General features: G+C 39.5%; 27 protein-coding genes and 2 tRNA genes. 18 read left to right on the forward strand and 11 right to left on the reverse strand.

Going from position 1 to position 25566, the window contains the following annotated elements:
• Nucleotides 1-66: 66 nt before the first annotated feature.
• Nucleotides 67-474, forward strand: coding sequence for a response regulator (locus tag L3V38_RS02940; RefSeq protein ID WP_267145289.1), 408 nt, complete (start codon nt 67-69; stop codon nt 472-474).
• Nucleotides 475-486: 12 nt separating this feature from the next.
• Nucleotides 487-777, forward strand: a complete 291-nt coding sequence (locus L3V38_RS02945) for a PilZ domain-containing protein (protein ID WP_130150197.1) — start codon at nt 487-489, stop codon at nt 775-777.
• Between the two features lie 3 nt (nt 778-780).
• On the opposite strand, the gene L3V38_RS02950 is transcribed toward L3V38_RS02945, so the two are convergent.
• The gene (locus L3V38_RS02950; RefSeq protein WP_237118294.1) at nt 781-1971 is read right to left on the reverse strand and encodes a class I SAM-dependent methyltransferase; all 1191 of its coding nucleotides are present in this window, start codon (nt 1969-1971) and stop codon (nt 781-783) included.
• A gap of 135 nt (nt 1972-2106) precedes the next feature.
• Here L3V38_RS02950 and L3V38_RS02955 point away from each other — a divergent pair, with 135 nt between their 5' ends.
• Nucleotides 2107-2754: an HD domain-containing protein gene (locus L3V38_RS02955; protein ID WP_237118295.1), complete on the forward strand. Its 648-nt coding sequence runs from the start codon at nt 2107-2109 to the stop codon at nt 2752-2754.
• A 2-nt stretch (nt 2755-2756) separates the two neighbouring features.
• On the forward strand, nt 2757-3149 hold the full coding sequence (locus L3V38_RS02960) for a VOC family protein (RefSeq protein ID WP_062570009.1): 393 nt from the start codon (nt 2757-2759) through the stop codon (nt 3147-3149).
• A 17-nt stretch (nt 3150-3166) separates the two neighbouring features.
• Here L3V38_RS02960 and L3V38_RS02965 read toward each other — a convergent pair whose 3' ends face one another.
• Both L3V38_RS02965 and L3V38_RS02970 read right to left on the reverse strand, forming a co-directional pair.
• On the reverse strand, nt 3167-4156 hold the full coding sequence (locus tag L3V38_RS02965; protein WP_130150191.1) for a two-component system response regulator: 990 nt from the start codon (nt 4154-4156) through the stop codon (nt 3167-3169).
• Entirely contained in the window at nt 4153-7482 is a 3330-nt protein-coding gene (locus tag L3V38_RS02970; protein ID WP_237118296.1) for a PAS domain S-box protein, read from the reverse strand. Before L3V38_RS02970 ends, L3V38_RS02965 begins: the two co-directional genes overlap by 4 nt.
• Nucleotides 7483-7619: 137 nt before the next feature.
• On the opposite strand from L3V38_RS02970, the gene L3V38_RS02975 reads away from it, so the two are divergent.
• A complete protein-coding gene (locus L3V38_RS02975; protein ID WP_237118297.1) occupies nt 7620-8690 on the forward strand; it encodes a GGDEF domain-containing protein in 1071 nt (356 codons plus the stop codon).
• On the opposite strand, the gene L3V38_RS02980 is transcribed toward L3V38_RS02975, so the two are convergent.
• A complete protein-coding gene (locus L3V38_RS02980; RefSeq protein ID WP_130150186.1) occupies nt 8687-9667 on the reverse strand; it encodes an ion channel in 981 nt (326 codons plus the stop codon). The genes L3V38_RS02975 and L3V38_RS02980 overlap by 4 nt on opposite strands.
• 103 nt (nt 9668-9770) lie before the next feature.
• Here L3V38_RS02980 and L3V38_RS02985 point away from each other — a divergent pair, with 103 nt between their 5' ends.
• A complete protein-coding gene (locus L3V38_RS02985) occupies nt 9771-10457 on the forward strand; it encodes a SprT family zinc-dependent metalloprotease (protein ID WP_237118756.1) in 687 nt (228 codons plus the stop codon).
• 42 nt (nt 10458-10499) lie between these two features.
• Here L3V38_RS02985 and L3V38_RS02990 read toward each other — a convergent pair.
• Nucleotides 10500-10584, reverse strand: a tRNA-Tyr gene (locus tag L3V38_RS02990).
• 48 nt (nt 10585-10632) lie between these two features.
• Nucleotides 10633-10717: transfer RNA gene (locus L3V38_RS02995), tRNA-Tyr, on the reverse strand.
• A gap of 112 nt (nt 10718-10829) precedes the next feature.
• Between L3V38_RS02995 and L3V38_RS03000 the strand changes: the two genes are divergently transcribed.
• The 4 genes from L3V38_RS03000 (at nt 10830) to L3V38_RS03015 (ending at nt 13333) form a co-directional block, all read left to right on the forward strand.
• Nucleotides 10830-11345, forward strand: a complete 516-nt coding sequence (locus tag L3V38_RS03000; RefSeq protein WP_062570015.1) for a VC2046/SO_2500 family protein — start codon at nt 10830-10832, stop codon at nt 11343-11345.
• Between the two features lie 162 nt (nt 11346-11507).
• Nucleotides 11508-11807, forward strand: coding sequence for a DUF6172 family protein (locus L3V38_RS03005; protein ID WP_062570016.1), 300 nt, complete (start codon nt 11508-11510; stop codon nt 11805-11807).
• A 66-nt stretch (nt 11808-11873) separates the two neighbouring features.
• Nucleotides 11874-12515, forward strand: coding sequence for an alpha/beta hydrolase (locus tag L3V38_RS03010; RefSeq protein WP_237118298.1), 642 nt, complete (start codon nt 11874-11876; stop codon nt 12513-12515).
• A gap of 2 nt (nt 12516-12517) precedes the next feature.
• The gene (locus L3V38_RS03015) at nt 12518-13333 is read left to right on the forward strand and encodes an alpha/beta hydrolase-fold protein (RefSeq protein WP_237118299.1); all 816 of its coding nucleotides are present in this window, start codon (nt 12518-12520) and stop codon (nt 13331-13333) included.
• 11 nt (nt 13334-13344) lie between these two features.
• Here L3V38_RS03015 and L3V38_RS03020 read toward each other — a convergent pair whose 3' ends face one another.
• The 3 genes from L3V38_RS03020 to L3V38_RS03030 form a co-directional block, all read right to left on the reverse strand.
• Nucleotides 13345-13824, reverse strand: coding sequence for a YchJ family protein (locus L3V38_RS03020; protein WP_237118300.1), 480 nt, complete (start codon nt 13822-13824; stop codon nt 13345-13347).
• 40 nt (nt 13825-13864) lie between these two features.
• Nucleotides 13865-14302, reverse strand: coding sequence for a SulA-like leucine-rich domain-containing protein (locus L3V38_RS03025; RefSeq protein WP_054551944.1), 438 nt, complete (start codon nt 14300-14302; stop codon nt 13865-13867).
• Between the two features lie 301 nt (nt 14303-14603).
• Nucleotides 14604-16529 (reverse strand): S9 family peptidase, encoded by a 1926-nt coding sequence (locus L3V38_RS03030; RefSeq protein WP_237118301.1) that lies wholly within the window; start codon nt 16527-16529, stop codon nt 14604-14606.
• 147 nt (nt 16530-16676) lie between these two features.
• Here L3V38_RS03030 and L3V38_RS03035 point away from each other — a divergent pair, with 147 nt between their 5' ends.
• Together L3V38_RS03035 and L3V38_RS03040 are read left to right on the forward strand one after the other, a co-directional pair.
• Nucleotides 16677-17267 carry an ATP-binding cassette domain-containing protein gene (locus L3V38_RS03035; RefSeq protein WP_237118302.1) on the forward strand — a complete coding sequence of 197 codons (591 nt, stop codon included), beginning with the start codon at nt 16677-16679 and terminating at the stop codon, nt 17265-17267.
• Nucleotides 17264-18358 (forward strand): DUF6136 family protein, encoded by a 1095-nt coding sequence (locus L3V38_RS03040; RefSeq protein ID WP_237118757.1) that lies wholly within the window; start codon nt 17264-17266, stop codon nt 18356-18358. Before L3V38_RS03035 ends, L3V38_RS03040 begins: the two co-directional genes overlap by 4 nt.
• On the opposite strand, the gene fadE is transcribed toward L3V38_RS03040, so the two are convergent.
• Nucleotides 18355-20811: an acyl-CoA dehydrogenase FadE gene (gene fadE / locus L3V38_RS03045; protein WP_130150166.1), complete on the reverse strand. Its 2457-nt coding sequence runs from the start codon at nt 20809-20811 to the stop codon at nt 18355-18357. The two genes, L3V38_RS03040 and fadE, sit on opposite strands and share 4 nt — an antisense overlap.
• A gap of 620 nt (nt 20812-21431) precedes the next feature.
• Between fadE and L3V38_RS20260 the strand changes: the two genes are divergently transcribed.
• Entirely contained in the window at nt 21432-22538 is a 1107-nt protein-coding gene (locus L3V38_RS20260) for a site-specific integrase (RefSeq protein ID WP_346729894.1), read from the forward strand.
• 150 nt (nt 22539-22688) lie between these two features.
• Here L3V38_RS20260 and L3V38_RS03060 read toward each other — a convergent pair whose 3' ends face one another.
• Nucleotides 22689-23093 carry a hypothetical protein gene (locus tag L3V38_RS03060; protein ID WP_237118303.1) on the reverse strand — a complete coding sequence of 135 codons (405 nt, stop codon included), beginning with the start codon at nt 23091-23093 and terminating at the stop codon, nt 22689-22691.
• A gap of 541 nt (nt 23094-23634) precedes the next feature.
• Between L3V38_RS03060 and L3V38_RS03065 the strand changes: the two genes are divergently transcribed.
• From L3V38_RS03065 to L3V38_RS03085, 5 genes are all read left to right on the forward strand, one after another.
• Nucleotides 23635-23850, forward strand: coding sequence for a hypothetical protein (locus tag L3V38_RS03065; protein WP_237118304.1), 216 nt, complete (start codon nt 23635-23637; stop codon nt 23848-23850).
• 303 nt (nt 23851-24153) lie between these two features.
• On the forward strand, nt 24154-24312 hold the full coding sequence (locus tag L3V38_RS03070) for a hypothetical protein (RefSeq protein WP_237118305.1): 159 nt from the start codon (nt 24154-24156) through the stop codon (nt 24310-24312).
• Nucleotides 24313-24348: 36 nt separating this feature from the next.
• Entirely contained in the window at nt 24349-24534 is a 186-nt protein-coding gene (locus L3V38_RS03075; protein ID WP_237118306.1) for a hypothetical protein, read from the forward strand.
• A 112-nt stretch (nt 24535-24646) separates the two neighbouring features.
• Nucleotides 24647-24859, forward strand: a complete 213-nt coding sequence (locus L3V38_RS03080) for a hypothetical protein (RefSeq protein WP_237118307.1) — start codon at nt 24647-24649, stop codon at nt 24857-24859.
• A 13-nt stretch (nt 24860-24872) separates the two neighbouring features.
• Nucleotides 24873-25397, forward strand: a complete 525-nt coding sequence (locus tag L3V38_RS03085) for a hypothetical protein (RefSeq protein ID WP_237118308.1) — start codon at nt 24873-24875, stop codon at nt 25395-25397.
• Nucleotides 25398-25566 lie beyond the last annotated feature (169 nt).

The raw sequence follows: 25566 nt of genomic DNA on the forward strand, positions 1-25566 counted from the left end.
TGTGCAATAAAGTTTTCTTTATTGCACATATAAACCACAGACATTAACTAAGGAGGTCATGTGGGCATTGAAAAGGAAAAACCGATTGCTGTTCCCGAGCGCTCACAAAGAAAGCAACAGCTTGAAATTTTAGTTGTGGATGATGAGTATTTTAATTTCGAAATGCTCAAAGCATCACTGGGCCTCGAGTTTTCTTTAAGTTATGCAAACTCAGGCACTACTTGTTTATCGTCTGCTATTGCTGATCCGCCAGATGCAATTCTATTAGATGTTTGTATGCCTGGGCTGGATGGCTATGATACATGTCGGCTATTAAAAAACACACCAGAAACTGAGCAGATTCCAGTGGTTATGGTGTCGGGTTTAGAGTCAGAACTTGAGCAAAAAGCAGGCTTTGAGGCTGGTTGCGACGCTTATGTGGTAAAACCTTTCTCTGTGAAAACACTCATTGAGAAAATAAAAACAGTGGTTTAGGAAGGATTATTTATGTTTCATGATGAAAAACGCGATTTTAGACGTATGCAAATCCACACACCTGCCAAACTCATCCCTTTAGAAAGTGGGAATGAAATAGAGGCAACATGTACAGATTTAAGTGCCACAGGACTTGCAGTCAACCTTGATGACGTAGTGGAAGTAGGTAGCATGTTCCGCGTGCTTATTGCTTCAACGAGCACGTCAATTACATCATTTGATGCAACAGCAAAAGTTATTAGAGCAACGAAGGAGCCAGATGGCTCCTTAAGTGCAGGGCTTGAAATTATCAGTTTTAACTAGTGCCTAGTAAACTTTACATATCAAGCCTTTTAGATAAAAACCTTCTGGGTAGCTGCCAGCAATAGGGTGGTCAGCTGCTTGGTTTAATCGCTCCATGATGAGCAGCTCTTTTCCTGCATCGAGGGCTGCATCAGCCACGACTTTTTGAAATAAATTCTGTTCCATTAAACCAGAACACGAGAAAGTGAGTAATGTTCCACCTGGTTTTAGAATTTGCATCGCAATCATATTGATATCTTTATAGCCACGACATGCACCGGTGAGCTGTGCTTTATTATCGGCGAATTTAGGTGGATCCATTACAATGGTATCAAATAGTTTACCTTCATCACGGTATTGGCGTAGTAACTTAAATACATCTTGCTTAACAAAGTCGACTTTATTTAGATCAAGGTTGTTATGCTCTACATTACGCTTAGCTGTATCAAGTGCAGGTTGTGATACATCAACATTGGTTACATGTTTACAACCGCCTCGTAAGGCATAGAGCGAAAATGTGCCCGTGTAGCTAAAGCAGTTGAGAACGGTTTTATCTTTAGAAAAGCGTTCAAGGGCTGCACGGCTATCACGTTGATCTAGGTAAAAGCCTGTTTTATGACCTTCTAAAATATCTACTTCAAGCTTTAGTCCATTCTCTTCAATAAGCACAGGCTCAGTAGGGGCATTACCCCAAAGCACGCCTTTTATTGGATCTAATCCTTCTTTAGTGCGCACGTCTACATCAGAACGCTCGTAGATATCAGAACCTGGAAAAATAGCCATTAACGCAGCTACAATCTCGCCTTTATGACGCTCAGCACCAGCACTCAATAATTGGCATACTAGGACGTTATCAAATTTGTCGATGGTGATACCAGGTAGATAATCAGACTCTGCAGCACATAAACGAAAGCCTGTTAGGCCACCTTCGCTGATCACTTGCTGGCGTGCATCATAAGCACGGCGAAGACGTTTTTCGAAGAAGGCTTGGTCTATAACTTCGTGTTGGTCAAAGCTCCATACACGTGCGCGTATTTGTGATTGTGGGCTATATGCCGCGATTGCGAGAAACTTACCGTCATTATCATAAATAGTAACCGTATCGCCCAGCCCTGGTTTACCTTTTACTTTTTTGATGGCTTTAGAGAACACCCAAGGGTGCTTTCTTTTTAATGATTTTTCTCGTCCAGCTTGTAGGTAAATAGCAGATGACATAGGGATTCTCGCGTCAAACAAAAGGGGGCATAGTTTAATGAAGCACCGGCAAACATACAATGAATGTTTTGAACAAATCCAGTAACCACGGTAAAGTAAGCATAATTTCAATCAGTTAATGGTAACAGCCGCTTTATGCAGCCAAAAATAGACTTTGCAGAACTGGAAACTCAATGTCGAGATTTTATTCTATCTTTACTCCATGCCGATGTGGCACACGATATTAGCCATATTGAGCGAGTGGTGCGAGTTGCAAAACAGTTATGCATTGCTGAAAAGGCCTGTATGGAGGTTGTTCTACCAGCTGCATGGTTACATGATTGTGTAGCGGTGGCAAAAAATCACCCTGATCGCTCAAAAGCATCGACCATGGCGGCGGATAAAGCGTTAAGCTTTCTCAGCTCGATAAATTACCCAGAGCAATATTTCAATGCGATTCACCATGCTATAGCGGCACATAGTTTTAGCGCAAATATTGCTGTTCAAAGTGTTGAGGCACAAATAGTACAAGATGCAGATCGAATGGACGCACTCGGTGCTATTGGCGTTAGCCGCTGTATGAAAGTGGGCGGCTCTATTGGCCGCTATCTTTACCATAAAGATGATCCATTTTGTTTAAATCGCGAGCCAGACGATGGCAAATATACTCTAGATCACTTTTTTATAAAGCTATTACACATCAGTGAGAGCATGAATACCCCCTCCGCGAAAGATGAAGCGAATAGACGAACAGAGTATATGCAGGCTTTTTTAGAGCAGCTTAAATCAGAGATTGGAGAATGACAATGGCAGTTCCTTTACTAAACGGGGTGGATCATTGCCACTTAAATGTTGATGATTTGGCACAAGCTGTGACATGGTATCGAGATGTGTTGGGTTTTTCTGTGGTACCAGAGCTTGCGTTTTGGGATGAGGGAAAAGGCCCATTAACGCTTGAAGATCAAGCAAAAACGATTCGTCTGGCGTTATTTGAAGCATCAGGAAACAGTAAAGGCATTGCTTTTAGTGTAAACGCAGCGCAATTTCTAGCATGGCTTTCGCATCTATCAAAGTTCGATATTAAAACGGTGATTGCTGATCATGACGTGACTTACTCTATGTACTTTAAAGACTGTGCTGGCAACAGCCACGAAATCACCTCTCATGATTACGAGGGGATTAAAAAAGGTCTTGAATAAGTCCTTTAAACCGTCTTTTAGCGAGAATAAGTATTTTTAATTTCGATGATAGAATCAATTTGACCAATAAATAAATCGATGAGTTGTGGGTCAAAGTGTTTGCCTGATTCCGTTTTTAGTAGCTCTACCGCTTTTTCAACTGGCCAAGCATCTTTATAAGGGCGCACCGAGGTGAGTGCATCAAATACATCAGCAATACTCACTATTCGGCCTTCAATACTGATCTCTTCTCCTTTTAAACCATACGGATAACCTGTTCCATCCCATTTTTCGTGGTGCTCAAGAGCAAGCTTGTGCGCGAGTTGTAACAGGGGAGAGGTTGAGTTTTCAAGTATTTTTGCACCAATGATTGCATGTTGTTTCATATGCTCAAACTCTGTGGCATCTAAACGACCTGGCTTTAACAGTACCGAATCAGGGATGCCAATTTTTCCAACATCATGCATGGGAGCTGCTTGCCTTAACTGCTCTGCTTGGTATTCACTCATGCCATATGCTAATGCGAGGACTTTACTATAACGACTCATACGAGCAATGTGCTCACCCGTGTCGGTATCTTTATATTCAGCAGCACGACCCAGACGATTAATAAGATCAATATGCGCTAATTGAAGTTGTTCTGCTTGGATAAGTGATAAGTGTGTTTTAACTCGTGCACGCACAATTGCAGGGCTAATTGGCTTGGTGATGTAATCAACTGCGCCTAACGCAAATCCTTCAGATTCGTCTTGCTCGTGTGCAAGTGCAGTCACAAAAATAACAGGAATATGTGCAGTGTGTTGATTAGACTTTAAAACCTTACATACTTCAAAACCATTCATATCAGGCATCATGATATCGAGTAAAATAAGTTTGGGTGGTTCATTTTCAATGAGTTGTAAGGCTAATTCACCCGATTTAGCAAATGACAACCTGTAATCATTGCCAAGAACTTCACGCATCACTTTTAAATTTGCAGGTTCATCGTCCACGACGAGAATTCTTTCACGTTCAGAAATGTGGCTCATGATAACTCCTTATATTCAGTGATACTCTGTTTTAAACTTGCTAATTCAGTGTTGGCTGCATCAAAGTCGAAATTATCGAAGTGTTTGCAAATGTCAGCAACGGTTTCTTTATACCTAGGCGGTGCTAAAGCGTACACTTGACTGAGTAGCTCATCATCTATTTCAGCATGCTCTGCTTGCGTTTGTAATGTATCAATTAAAGGTAAAAAATCATCGATAGCTACTTCATCATCTAATTGATTATCAGTGTTATCATCCTTCGTTTGTTCAACCATTGCCAAAAGGGTATGCCATTCTGTTTCGCACGGTGCTAGTTGTGATTGAGCTTGGCTATGATCTATTGCTTTTTCTACTTGAGACAGTAAATATACTAGATTCGTTAATGTTAAGTTTCCTGCAACACCTTTTAAAGTGTGCAAAATCATTTGCCGCTCTTTTTTATCCAGTGTGGCTTCTTTTAAACGTAGAACACTGCTTTTATGATTAGCAAGGAATGCACTTATTTCAGTATTGAGTTTTTCCTTGCTGCCCCACATTTGAATGCCTTTCGCGTAATTAATATGCTGTTTTTCTAGTTGTGTACTTTGATTTGAAATTGCATTGATCTCAAGACCAAGCACCTTGGCTATTTCGTGATTTACTTGCTGAATATCGACAGGTTTATTTGCAAAACCGTTCATGCCTGCCTGTTTAGCCGTTAGCTTATCTTGCTGTAAAACACTGGCTGTGAGGGCGATTATCGGTGTCTTTTTATGCTGTTTTTGTTGTTCAATGTCGCGAATTCTTTTAGTGGCAGTGATGCCGTCACATTCAGGCATATGAATATCCATTAAAATGACATCAAAACTCTGCTGGGTAAATAGCTCAATAGCTGCTAAGCCATCACTGGCAGTGGTGACGGTATGTCCTGACTGAGAGAGCAAAATATTAAGTAACTCAACATTTTGTTCTATATCATCAACAACCAGTATACGTAGTGGCGGTAGCGTAAGTTGGTTGTTACTCAGTTTATCTACTTTATCAATTTCACCTTCGCTCAGTGCTAGCGTAAAGAAGAAACAACTACCTTTTCCTTCTGAGCTGACAGCACTAATCGTTCCGCCCATGAGCTCGACGAGCTGCTTACTGATTGTTGTGCCAAGGCCTGTCCCACCAAAACGACGGGTCATAGTGCCATCTGCTTGTTCAAATGGCTGAAATATTGCTTTTAGTCGGCTTTTTGCGATGCCGATACCGGTATCTTGAACCTCAAAAAATAGGTGATCATTTTGAGTTTTACTAACACTAATAGTAACAGAACCTGATTCTGTAAATTTGATAGCATTGCCTATAAGGTTGTTTAATACTTGGCGTAAACGAGCCTCATCACCTATGTATACTGGTGCAATATTGTCCGCAATTCTTAAATCAAGTAGCAGGTTTTTCCTTTTTGCCTCAAGCCAAAAGGTTGAAACAATATTGTCGAGTAGGGCTTGCAGATTGAAATGTTCGTAGTGTATGTCAAGTTTGCCTTTTTCTAGCTTGGCTGAATCGAGTACATCATTGAGTAAATGTAATAACGAACGTGCTGAGCTATTTACGGTCACAATATGTTTTTGCTGCTCTTTATTAAGTGGGCTGTCCATTAATATATCGCTAAAACCGATAATTGCGTTCATCGGTGTGCGGATCTCATGGCTCATATTTGCCATGAAAGATTGCTTGGCTTGTGCAGCGGCTTCTGCTTCATGTTTCGCTTGCATAAGGGATTCTTCATACTCATGGCGATCTGTAATGTCTACAAGTACACCATCAATCCATTTTTCATCAGCACCGGCGGTTTCGTTGATAGAGCCTTGATCTAGAACCCATACTGTTTTACCACTGCGGTGACGAATACGATATTCAACAGCGTATTGATTATTTCTAGCAATAGCTTCGGCCATTACTTCTGAAATATGAGCTTCGTCGTCTTTATTGATGATGTCTGAAAAAGTAATGGCTTGAGATACAAACTCTTGGTGGCTATAACCTGTTAAGTCCATAACTCTTGGACTTATAAACAACATACTCCAATGATCGTCTAATAAACAGCGAAAAACAGCGCCAGGCGTGTTATTCATTAACGTGCGATATTGCTGTTCTTTTTCCTCTAAACTCTTTTGCAGCGCGCGCTGCTGTGTTAAGTCGGTTATGAAGCCTACGAATAATGTTTCTGCATCGGGTTGCTTAGCTTCGCCAAGGCCCAAGCGAATTGGAAATTGGTGGCCATCTTTATGTTTTGCGCATACCTCTCGATTCACACCGATGACTTTTTTCAATTCATGATTTGCGCTGTTAGATAAAAAGCCATCATGTTGATTGGCAATATCATCATTCATGAGCATGTTAACATTTTTGCCTAGTACCTCTTCTTGTTTCCAACCAAAAATACTCTCTGCTGACTTATTAAAGCTCAAGATAATGCCTTTAATATCTATTGTTACAATACCATCTATAGCGGTACTTAATATGGCATCTAAGCGAGACTCCTCTGCTGATTTTTCAGCTAACAGCATGCGATAGCGGATCATTCCGTTAATAATTCCGACGATAGCGGTGAGTAATACGGTTGCAAATGAAACACTGACGGCAATGAAAATCAGGTGTGAGTTATCTTCATTTTCAGAAAGAAAGGGTGAGGTTGCGACAAAACGTGTGGCTGCCATTCCCATATAATGCATTCCCGTAACGGCCAAGCCTAAAATGGTGGCGCAGATGACACGGTTTTGTAATTGACTGAGACGCTTAAAATGATCTCTTAAATGAAAACGGGCATACAAACCAATAAAAGAGAGTAGCACAGCTACAACGATAGAGGCAGCAAACCATAGTGGATCGTAACGAAGCAAAGGGCTTAATTCCATTGCTGCCATACCAGTGTAATGCATCGTGCCAATGCCAGCACCTAACAGTACAGAACTTATCAGTAGCTTTACGGTATGAGGAATATGGCTGACATCTTTGTTACGTAAAAAAGACATACCTGTGTAACACGCTAAAAAGGCAGGTACAAATGAGAAAAAGGTGAGCCCCGGAGAGTAGCTTATTTTAGTACACAGCGAAAAAGCCAGCATACCAATAAAATGCATACTCCAGATACCACCGGAGAGTATTAATGCGCTGGTTGCATTACTTAACTTTTTATAAGAGTCAAAGCGGGTTCTGTCTGCTAGATCAATTAGGTGGAGTGAAAAATAAGCGGCAAATATAGCCGTTGCGATTGAGAGGATGACCAAGCTGGGATCATAAACACCACTAATAATTAAGTTTGGATTTTGGTCAGTAATAAAAAATTTCGCTAGCATAATAACTCTACATCGCCGCATGTAATTACAGTCTAATACAAATCTACATGAATTTAGAGAAAAACCTACTACACAGGTACGTAGGTTTTATTTCATTAGCTATATTTAATTAACAGTTGTGTAGTTATAGGTCCTTTATGCGTAGAACTGAGCAGACATTAGTAGAGCAAATGCACATAAACGATGTTGAAATTCAGCATCGAATGAGCCTTCTTGGTCTTACCTCGCAGAGTCTTAAATCTTTGAGTAATTATAAGGCAGTGATTGAGTCATCAATTGAGAATATGGTGAATGAGTTTTACCAAAAACAAACCGAAGTCGACGAAATATCTTTACTGATTGGTGACGCGGATACACTGACTAGGCTAAGAGATGCGCAGCGGCAGTACATCATTGATTTATTTTGTGGTCAGTATGAGAACGAGTATGTAAACAACCGACTGCGTATTGGTATGGTGCATAAACGAATTGGTGTTGAGCCCAAGCTATACCTTTCGGCAGTGTGTACGCTCAAAGAAATAATTTTTAAGGTTTTGCGAACAACAATAACTGATCAAGCTGAGCTTAGCCTAACATTGCAAACAGTTGATAAATTGATTTACTTTGATACCACGCTGGTTTTCGATACTTATATTGATAGCCTTGTCGGTGAAATAGAAAATGCAAAACGCCGCACAGAGGTTTATGCCAAAGGGCTTGAAGAAAAGGTGGCACAGCGCACACAAGAGCTTGAAAAGTTAGCGAAGTTAGATCCTTTAACCAATCTATATAATCGCAGAGTAATGCAAGAGCTGTTGCAGCGAGACCTCGCCAGAGCCAGACGACATAAATTGCCTTTAACCGTTGTGTATTTTGATTTAGATAACTTTAAAGCAGTAAATGATACGCAAGGCCATTTAAAAGGGGATGAAGTATTAAAATATATAGGACAATATCTTCATGAAAATATTAGAGAAATTGATATTCCATGTCGCTATGGCGGAGATGAGTTTTGTATGATTTTACCTGACTGTGAAATACAAAATGCAATTACCATTTGCGATAAGCTAATAGCATCATTCGAAGCCCGTTACCCAGAACTTCATTTAAGTTTTGGTTTGGTTGCTGCCCCTCTTGATAGCACGGTTGATGCCGAGGAGCTAATTAATCGTGCAGACAAAAAAATGTATGAGGCAAAAAAACATCAAGGCTCGTTTATCGTTCACTAGCGCGTCATTCTTTTTACAAATACCACCACAAACAGCGCAAGAGAGAAACTACCACAAAATGCTTCAATAGCCGCTATCAGTCTTGAAAGGCCAATAGGCGTGATGTCTCCATAGCCTAAGGTGGTAAAGGTAACGACACTAAAATAAATACTATTTAAAAGTGCTGATAAATTTTGTGAAAAGGAGTTATCAAAGTTTAGTTGCAAAACAGTGTTGTCATAGCTCACGCCAAATAAAAAATAACAAATAGCACAACAGATTATCAGTGATAAGCTAAAGCGAATCACATTTTCAGGTTTTTCCCCATACCCACATAACATATCAATAAAGCTGGAGGTAATTTGCTTTGTAGAACCCTTAGGGTACTGTGCATGTCTCATGCGAAGTTCTTTATAAGTAAAGTTACCCGCGAGTTCAAAAAGACCCTGATGTTCCGATGCTTTACGAAGATTTCGATAAATCTCTTCGGATTGTTCAAATAGATCATGTGCTTGACTATGTTGTTTATTTTTTCGCGCTTTAATTGCTTGCGATTCTTGTAATAACTTTTCTCCCAAATCAATATTATCGATGCGGCTATCGTTGAGTTTAACGCCAAGCAAGTTTGTGTCCTTCAAATCACAGTAATGCAGGCTCGCGTTATGCAAATTTGCTTTCATGAGTGAGGCATTGGCAATTTTATTATTGAATAAATGTGCACCAGATAGGTTTGCTCGATAGAAATTGCAGTAAGAGAGATCATAGCCTTCTTCATCATCTTGCTTAATTAAGTTAAGCCCAGATAAGTTAGCTCTTTGTAATTGTAAGCCTTGTAATAACCCACCTTTTTTAGCGTAACGCTCCAATTTCTGCGTTAGTTCAAGCCCAGACTTATCAAATTTATTGTCGTGCCAAAAACAAAAGCCAGATCCCATATCAGTTTCTTGGCACTTTTTTCCTGTGGGAGAGGTATAACTACAACAGGGTTTATCAGGCATAAGAATGAAAACTTATTTGTTAGTCATATTTATAGATTAGCAGGTATTTTACAGGGTAAAATGTAATACCAAGATTTTATGCATTGAATTGGTTTATTTTTTGTTGGATTACACATTAAAACGCAGTAAACGTAGGAAAACAGTAGCGATTAAAGTAGCTCAGCAGCAGCTAACAGTCTACGCGCCTCATTTTGTACCACTAAGTGATATAGAGTCTTGGCTTGTGTCTAAAAAAGACTGGGTACAAGCACAAATTGCTAAGCAAGCTTCACAAGCACAAATGCAGCAGTTTCCATTGGAAACGGGTGTAATAAACTTATTTAACCAACCGTTAGCAATTAAACTTAATAAAGGCAAAAGTAGTCACTGGCAACAAAATGAACGCTCAAGTGAGCTGAGCTTATCAGTGTCATCACGTGTAAAGAATACAGAGAGTAAGTATTTGTCATTACTGGAAGACTTTTTACATCACAAGCTAGAGAGCTACCTTGAAATGCGTATTCACGACTACTGCTTGAAAATGCAGGAGGCATTGCCAGAGCAGTTAAAAGTGCAACATTACAAACGTCGCTGGGGGAGCTGTAATCAACGTCGAGAGTTAACTTTCAACCTACACTTAGCCTGTGCGCCAACGTGGGTAATCGACTATGTAATTGTCCATGAACTTGCGCATTTAAAATATATGAATCACAGTTCTGTATTTTGGCAGCGTGTGAGTCGCTTTTACCCTGATTATAAAAAAGCAAGTCAGTGGTTAAAAGTAAACGGTAGTCAGTTACGATGGCAATGAGATAATAACAAAATAAATATAAAGAGAAGTCATATAGAAAAGTGGTGGAGGGAGCTGGATTCGAACCAGCGAAGGCTGAGCCGTCAGATTTACAGTCTGATCCCTTTGGCCGCTCGGGAACCCCTCCACACTAATTGTTATTGCATTTGGCCCCACTTAACTGAGCGTAGAAAAGTGGTGGAGGGAGCTGGATTCGAACCAGCGAAGGCTGAGCCGTCAGATTTACAGTCTGATCCCTTTGGCCGCTCGGGAACCCCTCCAATGCAACGGCGCTGATAATAGCAAACTGATTATTTAAGTAAAGAAAAAAACTAAAGAAAAATGGATTAATGCCGATAACTGGTTAATCTTGAAACTATTCGGCTAAAGTCTATGCAAATTGATGGTTTGTTACTCAATGAGAGTCAACTTGATAATCGTCTTAATAAAAGTGTTCATGAGCAACGCAGTGGAGAATTTGCTTTACTATTGGCAATGCTCTCTCATGATGTGCTCGACTTTAGTCAGTTTCACCTACCAAAATCAGAGTTAGCTAACACCCAAATATCTGAGCAAGCGCTACGTAATGAATTAGGGGCGGGACCAAAGCAAGCATTAGCACCAGAGCAATTTGACATGCTAATTGGCGAGCAAAATGCATTTCGTCTTCTAAGTGGTGGACTTACAGACATTCGTTTACGTCAATGTTTAAACCCAGAGCCACTGACAATTCGTGATGATAAATGCCATGTGCCATTAAATGTCATTGATAATTGCGAACCTGCGGTTAGAAAACGTTATTACACTAATAATAGTGTTACAGAGCGACCACAAATGGATGCAGCGGCTTTTTATGATGGCTTAAAAGACGAATCAATTCATCAGCCTTTGTACTTAGCGACAGCTTAAATAATTAATTCCATTGTCATAACTTTCTTGTACGCTACAATAGGTAATTATAGGTAAATTTCAGCGTATTATTAAAAACTACAGCTAATTTTAAATGTGCTTGTTATAATGCGACCTAGTGGCTTTATGCCATGACTATTGAATCAAGTTATTAGGACCATAATGAAAAAAACATTCACGCTTAACCATGAGAAAATCAAATATCCTCGTATGGTTGATGCAGCCAAACACGAAGTAAAAAAATACTTAAAACGTGAACGCAACAAAACACTTCCTGAAGGGGCTGATTATTGGGCGTTTGACTGTAAGTTTGGCGAATCTGCAGAAGATGCTCAGGTTGTGCATGTGGCAGAGATCAACAAATGCATTAGCGATATTGAAGCCAAAGGACTTATGACGTTTTATGTTGAAATCTTAGCGCGTCCTGCACAGCGACAATTACAAGAGTTTGACGAAGAGTAAACGTCAAACGAGCGAATCTAAGAGTGGGCCTTATGGCCCATTTTTATTGCCTAGCTATGGATTAGTATGCGCCGTTTTTTATTACTACTCGTTATTTGCGGATGCCAAGTCCAAGCAAATACTATTTATGATGAGCTTCCTAGTAGCTTCAATAGCAATGAGCATTATGTTTTTTATTCTCATGGTTACATCGTCGAAGGTGAGCACACTCGTCCACGTCATCCAAAATATGGCATTTATGATTTTCCTGCAATTAAAAAAGCACTAGCAGATCCAGCCTATAACTTAATTGCATACCACCGAAAAAAAGGCACAGCCCCATTTTTATTTGCTAAAAAGTTAGCTGCTGATGTCGACATCTTATTAAAGGCAGGTGTTCCTGAGTCGCATATTAGTCTGGTCGGTTTTTCACGAGGTGGGGCATTATCGGTACTGGCAGCCAATGAACTTAAACGCACAAATATCAACTTAATAATATTAGCAGGGTGTGCAGGTTTAATTAAAAAGCATCCATCAGTTAGGGCATTCGGTAAGGTTTACTCAATCTTTGAACGTTCAGATCAGGTTGGCTCTTGCCAATTTTTAATTGATAGGAGTGAAGTTACTAAGTTCGAAGAAATAAGCATTAATACAGGACTCTCTCATGGCGCATTTTATGAGCCAAAAGATGAGTGGGTGTTACCCATTAAGAAATGGCTAAAGGATTAACGATGCCTAATATACTTTTTATTTTGATGTTCTGTATTTTTGGGACAAGCTTTACCGCTTGGGCTGAACCCTATACTCTGCCGCGCACTGATACAGTTTTGCTAAAAGATAAACATACAGAAAACGAATACCCCATTACTATCAAACTGCCACGTAACTATCAAAAACAAAGCCAGAAACGTTACCCTGTGGTTTATCTGTTAGACGCCAATTACAGTTTGCCCATAGCCTCAGGTGCTAGCCGTTTTATGATGAATTCAGGCTCCATTGAGGAAGTAATTCTTGTTGCCGTTGGTTATCAAAAGGGCATATCAGGGCTAAATAGCCGAATTCATGATTACACACCGTTTGTTGATAATACATGGAAACGTGCTACAGGGGGCGCAAAGCAACATTTAAATTACTTAAAACACACTGTTATTCCTTATATTAACACCCATTATCGAACTGGCACGCAAAAGACACTTGTCGGTAATTCATTAGGGGGCCTGTTTGCTGCTTATACCTTATTTACCGAGCCGACGCTTTTTTCAAGCTATATAATTGGCAGTCCATCAGTGTGGTTTAAAGAAAACTCAATATTAGCTATGGCTGTAAAACCAGCTGCCAACACAACAAAAGTTTACATTGCAGTGGGTGAGCTTGAAGAGAGTGAAGGTGAAAAAATGGTTTCTGGTACTAAACAATTAGTAGATAAAATTAATAAGCAAAGTGGCGAACACGTGATGACAAATTTATTTGTTATTCCACATGCCCACCACGCAACGGCTTTCCCTACAACGGCCAGTCAAGGTTTAGATTGGCTATATAAAAAGTGAATAGCCGTGATTTAAATTGCGTGACACTTTTTATATTTTTTGCCGCTACCACAAGGGCACTCGTCATTACGGCCAATTTTAATATCTGCAACGGGTGTTATATCACCATCAAGGTAACGCCATAGGCCATCTTCTTTAATAAAACGCGACTTTTCGTGTAACTCACAATACAAGTTTTGGTAAAAGTAATTTGCTTTAAATTCTACAAAACCTTCTTGCTCGTTATATTCAGTATCTAAAACGTTTAGCTTGGTAAAACGACAGCTATTTGCAAAATCTTTAATTTCGCGAACAGGGTTAGCGGCTTGCTGGCTTTGTGCATAGGTACTAAATACATATTTTGCATCTTTTAGCGCGTATGCACTAAAACGAGAACGCATAAGTTGCTCAGGGGTATCAGCTTGGCTTGCACCGGTATGAAAAGGCTGGCAGCAAAGCTCGTAAGTCGATTCGCTGCCACAAGGACAAAGGGGGTGTGTGAGTGATGTCATAACAACTTACCTAAAACTGTAAATTGTTATTTTAACAAGCCTATTGTGGCTGCGGTACTAAATTGTTTAATTGAGCGCTTTTTGTAAAGCAATAAAACTTAGCTGATGCCTGCTCAAGGTTTAAGTTCATCGAATCAAGTTGGTGGTTGTTTACAATATCTGTCCATGTGATAACAGCAGCAAAATTACCGTTATGTAATGCTGAGCTAAGTACGTACTCAAGGTTAACTAAATGCTTTTGTCTGATCACAAGTAGTTTGCTGGTATCAATCGAACACGAATCTAATAATGCTTTGCTAGGTACATGATCAGGGGCAATTAATAGTGTCCATGCATTTTGGCTATTGTAATGATGCAATACTTTTAATAACTCAAAGGTTGCTGATATTTCGTCTTCAATTTGAATTAAATTAACAGACGCTTTGTCGTTATCTTGTTGGTAGCTTTTAACTGTTCTTAATGTAATTGGCTGTAACATAACTTTCACTCACTGGTTGTTTATACAGTATGTGTATACAGTAGTTTATACAGTGTTTTTGCGCAAGTACTTTTTTGCTATTTTTTAACCAATAGTTCAGTTTTATTTTTATTAAAAATATTTAGTTGTTATTAAACATGTAGTTATGATTTTCTTTGAAGAGCTAAAAAGGTGAAAAATCTACCACTAAATTCATACAGTGTTTCGTACAGTACTGGATGAAATACTAAATTTTGCTTGTATACAGGTATTTTGCATAAAAAAGCCGGTATAAAACCGGCCTTTAACCTTTACTGTTTTACTACTTATCTAAGTAGGTATTTAAAAACTCAAGGTATGCGTTTGAGGCTTTAATACGGTTTTCCTTTTTAGTAAAACCATGGCCTTCATCATCAAATAACACATAGTCGACAGGCACACCATTTGCCTTCACAGCGGCAACAAGTTCATCGCTTTCAACTTGTAAAACGCGTGGGTCGTTAGCACCTTGGATCACCATTAATGGCTTAGTGATGTTTTTAGCGTGAAAGAGCGGCGAAATTGCACGGTGACGTTCGCCGTCTGTCGCGGGGTCGCCCATTTCATCATACAGCGCCTTTTTAAAACTCTCCCACCATGGTGGGATCGAGTTTAAGGTTCTAACCCAGTTTGTTACACCAAAGATATTAATACCTACTTTGAATTCTTCAGGTTCGAAAGCAAGTGCTGCAGCAGTCATGAAACCACCGTAACTCCCTCCCATGATGCCAATTTTGTCTGCATCAACCCAATCTAAGCTTTGCAGGTGTTTTTTACCATAAACGATATCTTGTAAATCGTCAGTGCCATGCTTTTTGTCATCTAAATGAAAGAAGGTTTTACCGTAACCTGAACTGCCACGGTTATTGACTGCAAAAATGGCATAACCATGATTGACTAGATGCTGCTGCATTGCACTATAACCTGTGCGGCTTTGTCCGCCTGGGCCGCCATGCACCCAAACCAAAGCTGGTACTTTGTTATTGCTGTTGGCTTGCTTAGGTTTGTATAAAACCCCTGGGATTTCTAAACCATCAAAGCTTTTAAAACGCACAATTGTACTTTCAACTAAGTCATTTTGATCAATCGCATCACTTAGTGTGTTAGTTAACTGTTTCGCTTTCGACTCACCGAGTTGCCACACAAATAAGTTGCTTGGCGAGGTATCTGAATTCAAGTAAAACGCCATGGTCTTTTCATCAGCAGAGAAGTTTACACCACGTAAATTACCAGCAGGCAGCGATGGCATAGCTATGCCTTTACCTGTGGTGGTATCGATTATCGACACCTTAGTGCTTGCGTCAGCATTAACACCACTTACTTGATAACGACCAGATTTAGAGAAGTAAATAAAGCTCACATCCCATTCATCTTTGAGGGCAGGGCTATGCTCGTCAGTCGTTAAATCATAGCGCCAAATTTCTGCAAACTCACCTTTGGCATCGGTTGAGTAATACAGTGATTTACTGTCTCTTGAGAAGGTTTCAGGAGAGTATTTGGCATCGTTGTCATGGCGAGTGATGAGTTCTGGTTTAAGCGTTTTTTTGCGAGTATCAAGAATGAATACATCGCTGTCTTTGTTAGAATTGTTTTTCGATAAAGCAATAAAACGGCCATCAGGGCTGATTGCACCGACATCAAGCCCCATAGTATTTTGATAAACAGGGGTCACTTCATAGCTGTTAGCATCAACGCGGTACAGATCCATAAACTTAGCGTCGCGTTGATTGCTGGTTATAAAGAAGTGTTTACCGTCTTCAGTAAAGCCAGCAAACCCTGCTCTAGTTTCTTCACCTGGGGTGAGATCTTTAACTGTGCCATCGGTTTCGCGCACATAGATGTGATAACGCTCGTTACCGCCTGAGTCTTTAGTAAATAATACGCGCTCATCGTTAGGGAAATAAGCGACTGCATAAGTACTGTCTTCAAAATCTGTTAAACGGGTTTTCTTGGCGGTTTTAATATCGACTTCGTATAAGCTATAAATACCGCTTTCGTCGCTGCTTATTAGTACTTTGTCGCCCTTCGGTGAAAAACTGCTACCCATAATTGAGGTTGTATCAAAAAAGGTCTCAGCATCATATTGTTTAACTGTTTGGACTTGCTGTTGGTTATTAGTATTAGTTGTTGATTGGTTTGACTGTGAACATCCTGCTATTGCAAGGCTGAGCGCACAAGCAATGGCTGCTAATTGGAAACTCGGTTTCATTGTAATTATTCCTTTTTATTTTTCCGCAATAGAGTCTTACTTGTTCAATTTATAAACGCAAGCATTCGAGCGTCGATATTTGTTACAAATCATGTAACTAAATGTGGACACCAGTGTTAGTATTTTTCCACAATTAAAGGAATAATCATGATAGAAATTAAAGATCTCAATAAGCGTTTCGCTTCAGCTCAAGTTTTTAAAAATTATAATAAGCAGTTCAACGGCAAAAAAACCTGCTTACAAGCAGCTAATGGCAAGGGCAAAACAACATTACTGATGATCATTGCAGGCCTCGAAAATCCACAATCAGGGTATGTTTTGTTCAATAGTGAAACAATTGAATCTGTTCAAAGTTATGTTTCGATTGCCAGTGACCGTATTGCGCTGCCCAATTTTTTAACCGCGCGACAAATTATTGAACTTAGTTGTAAGGCGTTAAAGAAAGAAATGCCAGAGCAACTTATTACCGGATTTAGGTTTGATGAGCACCTCAATACCCGTTTTAGTGCTTTGTCGAGTGGTAATCAAAAGAAGTGCCAACTTATTATTGCTTTTTTAAAGCAAGCCCCATTTTTGTTGTTAGATGAACCGAGTGCAGCATTAGACCAAGAAAGCATTCGATTTTTACTCAAATTGCTTAATAGCTACCTCAATGATAAACCTAATGGGCAGATCATCATAACAAGCCATGAACCTGAGGTATTTTTACAGCACGGTTTTGAGTGTTCACCATTATGATTGACTACTTTGCCAGATACATCTCATTCCTCTCTTTTCGATATCTAGCATATACGACTACCCTTAAAAGTATGCTGTCTCAGCTAAAGAGTTTTAGCTTGCTGTTCGCACTCGTACTGGGTCCTGCATTTCTTGGTTTGGCTTTACTGTTGTTTTTAGGGCTTGGAAAAATAGTTGATAGCCATGCAGCACCTGCTTACGGTGCAAAATTAGCAGTGGTTTATCTTTTACTTGAATCTGTGATGTTATGGGCCATGGCCCCAGCCATTAAAAATGCGCAAAACAGGGCATTTCAGCGCAGTTTATTTAAATCTTCTTGGCGAGTGTGCGTTGACTGCAAATTACTATTTTTAAGTAATGCTTGGCTTATTGCGAGTTTATTAATAGCAATGGATCTATCACTAAAGCAATGGCTACAAGTGCCTCATTTTCTTTTGTTCATGTTGTTGCAATGGTTTTGTGGGGTATTTGTTCTTTATAGGCCACTTGCGCTCTTTTATAGCTTCTTAATAAGTTTTGTATTGGTATTACTGCCTGTAAGTTTTACTTCGCTGCAATACTTTTTGGGTTTTGTTGCTATTTTCTGCTGCTCGACTTTGCTCCCACCTGTAAGAATGAGTCATAAATTGAAAGTACAATCGTTTGGTTTATTCTGGCTTAGTTACTTTATACAGCACAGTTGGAGCTTAATTTGGCGTGGAGCAGTACTAGTTGCACTGTTGTTAGCTTTATTGCAGCTAATTACAATTCGTAACGACTTTAGTGACCTGATACAAGCTACTGCTTTTTCAGTATGCGTGTTGCTAGCGAGCTCACTGCAGTTTGATTGCATGGCTGTTTTTAATAAATATCGGTTATTTTTTCAAAGTGTCAGCCTAGGCAAGCAGTTTTATATAAGCCACTTTTTACCTAGCCTAGTATTTTTTGTTCTGGCTCTCGTGGTACTTATAAGCATGCTCGGCACTAACATGCTTTTAATAATTATCGGGGCAGTATGGTGTTTATTACAGCAATATTTAGCGCAAAAAAAACCAGCGCATTATGCGCTGGTTTGGTTTGTTATAACAATTGGAATACTGTTTATTGCTTAAGCGGCATCCGCTTTTTTATTGCCTTCGCCACGAGCAACTTTACCAGCAACTAAGTCAGCAGGGTCAAAGTCGTCAACGTTAATAACGTCAAGACGGGCTTTTTCAACTGCGGCTAGTTTGTCGGCTTCAGCTTGACTTAAAATGCCTGCTTCCAGACCCATTTGCGCTACTTTATCAAGTTGGAAGAAAGGCAGTTTTACGCCTTTTTCACGGCATACCTTATTAAACAACGGTTCAACTTCGAGTACGTCTTTAAGCGTTTGCTCTTGACGACCAACAAGATTAAGCGGCTCGTTTTTAAGGTAAATGTAGTTAGCTAAACGGTTACGAGTTTCGCTTGGTACTTGTAATAAGTGAGCAAGTTTGTGCTCAAGCTTATCAGTAGGTTTACGAACAGGACGACCGAATGGGAATAACATGATTTTTAGCATTGCACGAAGTGGTGCAGATGGCATGTTATTGATTAAGTCAGCAAGTGCACGTTGGCAGTGATAAAGGTGATCTTGGCAGCTCCATTGAACAAGCGCAAAATCTTCTTTTTTACGGCCTTCATCGTTGTAACGTTTAAGTGTTGCAGATACAAGGTATAAGTAGCTTAGTAAGTCACCTAAACGTGCAGAGATACGCTCTTTACGCTTCAATGAACCACCAAATACAGCCATGCTGATATCCGACATTAATGCTAATGACGCACTGAAACGAGATGCAATACGGTAGAATTCCGCTGTTTCGTCTTTGTATGGCGTGCTTGTGAAGCGAGCATTAGTAAAGGCTAACCACTTAGTACGAACTAGGTTCGAAATTGTAAAGCCAATGTGGCCCATTAACGCTTTATCGAATACTGACAATGCTTCTTCACGGTCTTCAATCGCACAAGCACCAAGCTCGGTTAACACGAATGGATGGCAGCGAATCGCACCTTGACCATAGATGATCATGTTACGCGTTAAGATGTTTGCACCTTCTACGGTAATTGCAATTGGCGCACCTTGGTAACCACGACCTAAGTAGTTGTTTGGACCAAGCATAATGCCTTTACCACCATGAACATCCATGCCGTGAATCGTTGCTTCACGCATTTGCTCAGTTAAGTGATATTTGATAATTGCAGATACAACCGATGGCTTTTCACCAAGGTCAACAGCACCTGTAGACATGCTTACAGCTGCATCAGAGCTGTATGCGTAACCTGCCAGTTTTGCTAATGACTCTTCAACACCTTCCATTTGACCAATAGGTAAACGGAATTGACGACGAATACGGCTGTAAGAACCTGTTGCAAGCGCAATTGTTTTAATGCCACCTGTTGAGTTAGACGGCAATGTGATTGCACGACCAACAGATAAACATTCAACAAGCATACGCCAGCCTTGACCAGCCATTTTCGGGCCACCAATGATGTAATCAAGTGGCACGAAAATATCTTTACCACGAGTAGGACCATTCTGGAATGGAACATTTAGCGGGAAGTGACGACGGCCAATTTCTACTCCTGGAGTATCTGTTGGGATAAGCGCACAGGTAATACCTGGTTCTTTATCTTCACCGAGTAAACCGTCTGGATCTTGTAGTTTAAATGCAAGGCCAAGTACAGTCGCAACAGGGGCAAGAGTAATGTAACGCTTGTTCCACGTTAAGCTAATACCAACAACTTCTTCACCGTTCCATTGACCTTTACATACAACACCGTAATCAGGAATTGCACTTGCGTCCGAACCTGCTTCTGGTGATGTTAAAGCAAAACATGGAATTTCTTGACCACTTGCAAGGCGTGGTAAGTAATGATCTTTTTGCTCTTTAGTACCATAGTGCTGAAGTAGCTCACCTGGGCCTAATGAGTTAGGTACACCTACGATAGAAGATAGTAACGTTGATTTACTGGTTAGCTTTTGCAGTACACATGATTGTGCATAAGCAGAAAACTCTAAACCGCCGTATTCTTTTTTGATGATCATGGCAAAGAATTTATTATCTTTTAGGTATTGCCAAACATCTTGCGGTAAATCAGTTAGTTCGTGCGTTGCGTGCCAGTCATCTAGCATACTACACACTTCTTCAACTGGACCATCAATAAACGCTTGCTCTTCGATAGTCAGTTTCGGAGCAGGGTACTGATGTAATTTGTTCCAGTCAGGACGGCCACAAAATAGATCCGCTTCCCACCATGTAGTACCAGCATCAATGGCTGATTTTTCAGTATCCGACATAGTCGGTGTTACTTTTTTAAACGCAGCAAAGATTGGTTTAATGATGTATTGTTGACGAATGCTAGTCACAGAAAGTGGCACAGCAATAAGTAAGAATAGTAGCCAACTAATTGCGCCAAACGCGCCAGCAAATGTGCCAACAAGTAAAGTCGCAATGGCAATACCTAAACAGGTATTCCAGCTTGATCTGTGGTAACTCGCAACGCTAAGCAGCACGAGTAAACCTAGTAAAAATATGAGAGTCATTGATTATTCCTTAATAGAGGTCAGACCACCTCTTTTAGAGTAGCGCTAGAACAAGCAATTATCAAGAGGGGAACAAGGATAAAACAGTAATTACTGCTGTGTTTGTTTGAACAAGTTGTACATTAGATCAAAGTAAGCTGATTTAAGCGGTTATTTTTGAAATTACCATCATATATTTAATAGTTTACCCATCGAGTTTATAAAAAATTAGGGAGCTAGTTGCTAACAGTGCCACTATGTTTAACAATAGCTGCGAGCAAAGCTGCATTGCGATGCAATTCTTTCATTATGTATATAGGTATAGAGTTTTATGTGTGAGTTGCTTGGCATGTCCATTTTTTAGGTTTTATTCAGTATTAAATTGTCGCAATCCGCCATAAGTCCCTGTATTTATTAGCCTGAAGCTGTTCATTCTGTCTGATTCTGTGATTGTTCTCGCATACTAAACTGTGACCAATGTGGTGGTTACAGTTTCAAACGGCATCATATGAACTTTACAGACAAATCAATTAAAGCGCTTAAAGCAAAAAAATAAACGTTACGTATTAACTGAATCAGGTAACTACGGGGAAGGGCGTTTACAAATAAGGGTTAGCGAATCAGGAACTAAAACGTTTCGCGTGCAATATCATTTAAACGATAAACGCAAAGTAATTGGCCTTGGCAATTACCCCGTAGTTGACCTCAAAACAGCGCGTAGTAAACATGCTGAAATATCAGTATTGTTAAGTAACAATATCGACCCGCAAGAACATAAACTAGAACAACAAAAAGCGGAGTTCGCATCATCAGCAATGCGTACTATGTTAGAAATGCTTGATGACTTTAATGTATTTATAAGTACTCGCTGGGCTGAGTCAACAATAGGCCGAACTGAAAAACTAATAAAAAGAAACATCACCCCTTTTATTACAAAAGACTTAATGCCTGACGAGTTCACAATAGACATGGCTCGCGACATTATTTACCACGTATATAATCGTGGAGCAAAAGAACAAGCGCGCTTGGTTCGTAGTACATTAATGAGCATCTTAAAATTTGCGATAGATTTTGATAACTCACCAGAGCAATACAAAAAACCTAACCTTTACGATATTAAAACCAATTTCATCAGAGACATTAATTTTGAAACGCCAAAAAACAAAAGCGAGCGCTGGTTAAGTGAAGTTGAACTTAAAAAAGTGTGGAATGCTGATGACCTACCTTATTATACCCAACAATATATAAAGCTAGCATTGTTACTAGGTGGTCAAAGGGTGAACGAGGTTTATGCCTCTTACGTAAGTGACTTTGACTTAAAGAACAAAACTTTCACCATCCCCGCAAATCGTATCAAAGTAAAACAGCGGGGCGATCACATAGTGCCACTCTGTGAAACCGCAATACCAATCATCAAAGAGCTAATGCAACAAGCTGGTAAAGCAGGGCAGCTATTCCCGCATAGGGATGACCCACAGGCCGTTGCCCATGTTTCAACATTACGCATGGCAATATTGTGTTGGTGCGAAAAACATGAAATGGAACCATTTAACCCACGTGACCTGCGCCGAACCTGTAAAACACTTATGGGCAAAGCGGGTATCGACAAAATAAACCGCGACATACTCCAACAGCACAACAAGTTTGACGTATCAAGTGTGCATTATGATAGGTATGACTATATGAAGGAGAAAAGGCAAAGTATTGAAGTGTGGGAACAGTTTGTGCTAATTAATACTGGAAAGTAACGGAGTAAAAACATTTCCAATATCGCCAATAAACACAATACCTGTAGTTTTGCCTGCTCATTTAATGACTATTTTGGAATGCGAGCAGGATCGATTAGTGTGAATATTAAAAGGCCCAGAATAGGACCTTCCTCAATATTTGGCTAATACCTATTTACAACTAAAATCATCTATATAAGCGGTTGATTGATAGGAATGTTCAGGGTCTCGCCCATGTCTAAGTGTGACAATTTCTGTAAAATTATCACTAAATAGATACTCGGGTCGTGAGACTTTTACTTTCGTAGCATTGTTCTTCCAATGTGGTATACCTATTGTCACTGGGTAACGACTTTGTTTTTTATAAGTAAATCGTTTAGTGACTCTATTACAAGTAACTTTAAAATCTGCTTTGTAAGAGTTGGAATCAAGGAACATAGGCTCAACCGAAACCCATATGATTCCAGCTTCAGCTGGTGTGTAGAATTGATCAAGCACAGTATCCGCAGCAATCACTGAATAGGTAGTTAAAGTAAGTGGTAAGCAGACCATTATGGCTAAAATATTTTTCTTCACAATTAATCCTTAATAGTATGAACATTAGGTTAGTATTAATTAAAGAGTTTTGTAAAGAATAAACTGTATTTGAAAAATAATTGAAATAAAGGTAAAACAATGAGCATATGGAAAAAGTTGGGATTATTATTGTGCGCTTAGTGTTTCTTTGGTGGTCAAGAGCTTGGTGAAAGAGGGGGTAAATCTGACATATATAACTGTATCTATCAAGACGTATCTCATTCGGGAAATGGCGAGCAATGTATTTAGCTATTAATTAATAGCTAAAACAAATTGGAAAAAATTGAGATATTTAAGATGACTGATTTAGTGTTAAACATTATAGAATTGTACCCGAAAGAAAAGGCGCATCCTGCAATAGAAAAACCAGAATACTCAACCACTCTTACTTGCGGTCACTGTGGTGAGGAAGTCCGTAATGTACATGCGTAGGTGAAATTTATATCGTTCGATGCAAAGCAAGAGATGATATCGGACGGTAATGCCTAATTATATTTAAAGTGGTAATCAAAGAGAAATAACGATATTGGAGTAACATACAATGGATGATGGCTTGGTTTACGAATTATCGCTAGCTGATAAAGGTCTAGCTTCAGAGTTAGCAAAACTTTATTTAGATAAGAGTGAGAAAATATCGCCGAAACAACTCGCTGTAATACAACAAGAGCTGGTTAAAGCTTCGTACTGCGATATCTGCGGTACCTTGGCTGGATTTGATGGCGAGGGCGTGTGTGAAGACCACGCAGATTACGAATAGGGAACATATTAAGAACTTAATCGAGATTTTAAACAATAATGGGTTGAAGCTTAGAACTTCAAATAATCAGTCTGGGGAATACTATTTTCAACATCCTAATCATTGTAAAACACTAACTATCTTAACCGGAGATGGGGTGGGTGAAATTACCACAGATTTCGAACAAAAAAATAGCATCCTTTTTTCACAGTTCAAACAGGGAAATGAAAACCAAAAGTATGAGCTAAACGAAAGAATGGAACTGACACGCTGCCAACTAGACCAGCCGAGAGGCTATATTGGAATGACAGAGAGGGATTAAAAATGGAAATTGGGAGCGCCTATAGCCATTCACAAGGCGGCTTTGCTGTAACAATAATACAAGTTAACAGCTTACAAGTTAAAGTGAAGCGGGATGATACTGAAGAAGAGTATTTTGTATCTATTGATGAATTTAACGAACACTATGTAACGTTAATATAAGAGTTACAGATTCTACAACTTAACGTTGGAAAAAGTATGACAGAGAAAGATAAATTAACCGAACAGCTGAAAATTGCAGAGAGCGAATTAGCATCATGGTACGAACGTGATGCACGCAGACAAGATGGTAGCCAAAGGCAAGATCAGATACACGAACGAATAGGCCGAGATTTACAACAAAAAGTTTATGCAATTAAACAAGAAATCAGTAAATTAGATTAATTAGAATAACTTAACAATCCTAAATTTAATCAGGTTAAATTCGACCAGATTAAAAATGAAGCAAGATTTAGTAAACAATAGACCATCACTATGGGCGCTAAAGGAGAATATAATGAAACATTGGTTTGGCTTTAGGTGTGTTGATCTAAATGGTCGCAACCCTGGTTCTAAAATATTGGAAGGGCCATTTGAGAGTTATGATGAGGCGAAAGCTAAAAAGTTAGCTTTGAAAGCAGTAGATACAGAAAGTACTTCGGTTTTTACCGCAACTGATGAACCTCAAGCTAGAGAACTTATGAATACTGAAAGCTTTAACAAACTATAATATTGGAAATAAAATGGAAAAAGAAACCTACTATTTAATCGCTTCATTTATAGGAAGCCTTTCGGCCTTAATAAGTGTTATCGCAGCAATCAGCGCTTTTCGTTTTAGCCTTGCGTCTAAGCAGTCCACAGAAGAAAAATTAAAGCTAGATCGCGCGAAATATGCACCGTACTTCAACGTTAACTTATTGGATTTTAAATACAATAAAACAAAGAAACGATATGAGGGAGAAATACAGATAACAAATTCAGGCGAAGTAACCCAGACAATTAATCGTATAAGTATTGGTGGCAGCGCAGAATTGGTTCCAAAAGGTGCCTATATTATAAGCACCCCTGAGCTTATGGCCTCAAGGTCTACAATCGCTCCCAATGACCATTACACATTTAAGTTTAAAATACATACTTGGGATGTGAGATTTAAAAAGGCAAATATTGAAGTAATTATCGGCGCGTCTAATGCTTATACATCTATAGATTACATGCGCTTAGACTGTGCAGATATAACGGACGAAATAGAAGAATTTAGCGAGGTTTAGGGGTATTCAAGTCTTCCCAAGGATAGAAGCTAGCGTTTTTTGCAGCTTTTAAGTAATATCATCGTGGCTAAGGTAATCGATAATATAAACATTGGAAATTTGAAATGAAAAACAAACTTGAATTACTCGAGCCAGATCAGGGTTGGATTGCTGTTTTCACAATTACTGG

This window comes from Pseudoalteromonas sp. L1 (assembly GCF_021728095.1).
Classification (GTDB): Bacteria; Pseudomonadota; Gammaproteobacteria; order Enterobacterales; family Alteromonadaceae; genus Pseudoalteromonas.

Bases quoted from the DNA above. Each gene is read 5' to 3' on its own strand.
- L3V38_RS02975 (WP_237118297.1), top strand. From the start codon at position 7,620: ATGCGTAGAACTGAGCAGACATTAGTAGAGCAAATGCACATAAACGAT.
- L3V38_RS03010 (WP_237118298.1), top strand. From the start codon at position 11,874: ATGCGCCGTTTTTTATTACTACTCGTTATTTGCGGATGCCAAGTCCAA.
- L3V38_RS03080 (WP_237118307.1), top strand. From the start codon at position 24,647: ATGAAACATTGGTTTGGCTTTAGGTGTGTTGATCTAAATGGTCGCAAC.
- L3V38_RS02945 (WP_130150197.1), top strand. From the start codon at position 487: ATGTTTCATGATGAAAAACGCGATTTTAGACGTATGCAAATCCACACA.
- L3V38_RS02960 (WP_062570009.1), top strand. From the start codon at position 2,757: ATGGCAGTTCCTTTACTAAACGGGGTGGATCATTGCCACTTAAATGTT.
- L3V38_RS02950 (WP_237118294.1), bottom strand. From the start codon at position 1,971: ATGTCATCTGCTATTTACCTACAAGCTGGACGAGAAAAATCATTAAAA.
- L3V38_RS03025 (WP_054551944.1), bottom strand. From the start codon at position 14,302: ATGTTACAGCCAATTACATTAAGAACAGTTAAAAGCTACCAACAAGAT.
- L3V38_RS02955 (WP_237118295.1), top strand. From the start codon at position 2,107: ATGCAGCCAAAAATAGACTTTGCAGAACTGGAAACTCAATGTCGAGAT.
- L3V38_RS03035 (WP_237118302.1), top strand. From the start codon at position 16,677: ATGATAGAAATTAAAGATCTCAATAAGCGTTTCGCTTCAGCTCAAGTT.
- fadE (WP_130150166.1), bottom strand. From the start codon at position 20,811: ATGACTCTCATATTTTTACTAGGTTTACTCGTGCTGCTTAGCGTTGCG.
- L3V38_RS02980 (WP_130150186.1), bottom strand. From the start codon at position 9,667: ATGCCTGATAAACCCTGTTGTAGTTATACCTCTCCCACAGGAAAAAAG.
- L3V38_RS02970 (WP_237118296.1), bottom strand. From the start codon at position 7,482: ATGCTAGCGAAATTTTTTATTACTGACCAAAATCCAAACTTAATTATT.
- L3V38_RS03065 (WP_237118304.1), top strand. From the start codon at position 23,635: ATGGATGATGGCTTGGTTTACGAATTATCGCTAGCTGATAAAGGTCTA.
- L3V38_RS03000 (WP_062570015.1), top strand. From the start codon at position 10,830: ATGCAAATTGATGGTTTGTTACTCAATGAGAGTCAACTTGATAATCGT.
- L3V38_RS03030 (WP_237118301.1), bottom strand. From the start codon at position 16,529: ATGAAACCGAGTTTCCAATTAGCAGCCATTGCTTGTGCGCTCAGCCTT.
- L3V38_RS03020 (WP_237118300.1), bottom strand. From the start codon at position 13,824: ATGACATCACTCACACACCCCCTTTGTCCTTGTGGCAGCGAATCGACT.
- L3V38_RS03070 (WP_237118305.1), top strand. From the start codon at position 24,154: ATGGAAATTGGGAGCGCCTATAGCCATTCACAAGGCGGCTTTGCTGTA.
- L3V38_RS03005 (WP_062570016.1), top strand. From the start codon at position 11,508: ATGAAAAAAACATTCACGCTTAACCATGAGAAAATCAAATATCCTCGT.
- L3V38_RS03075 (WP_237118306.1), top strand. From the start codon at position 24,349: ATGACAGAGAAAGATAAATTAACCGAACAGCTGAAAATTGCAGAGAGC.
- L3V38_RS03015 (WP_237118299.1), top strand. From the start codon at position 12,518: ATGCCTAATATACTTTTTATTTTGATGTTCTGTATTTTTGGGACAAGC.
- L3V38_RS02965 (WP_130150191.1), bottom strand. From the start codon at position 4,156: ATGAGCCACATTTCTGAACGTGAAAGAATTCTCGTCGTGGACGATGAA.
- L3V38_RS03085 (WP_237118308.1), top strand. From the start codon at position 24,873: ATGGAAAAAGAAACCTACTATTTAATCGCTTCATTTATAGGAAGCCTT.
- L3V38_RS03040 (WP_237118757.1), top strand. From the start codon at position 17,264: ATGATTGACTACTTTGCCAGATACATCTCATTCCTCTCTTTTCGATAT.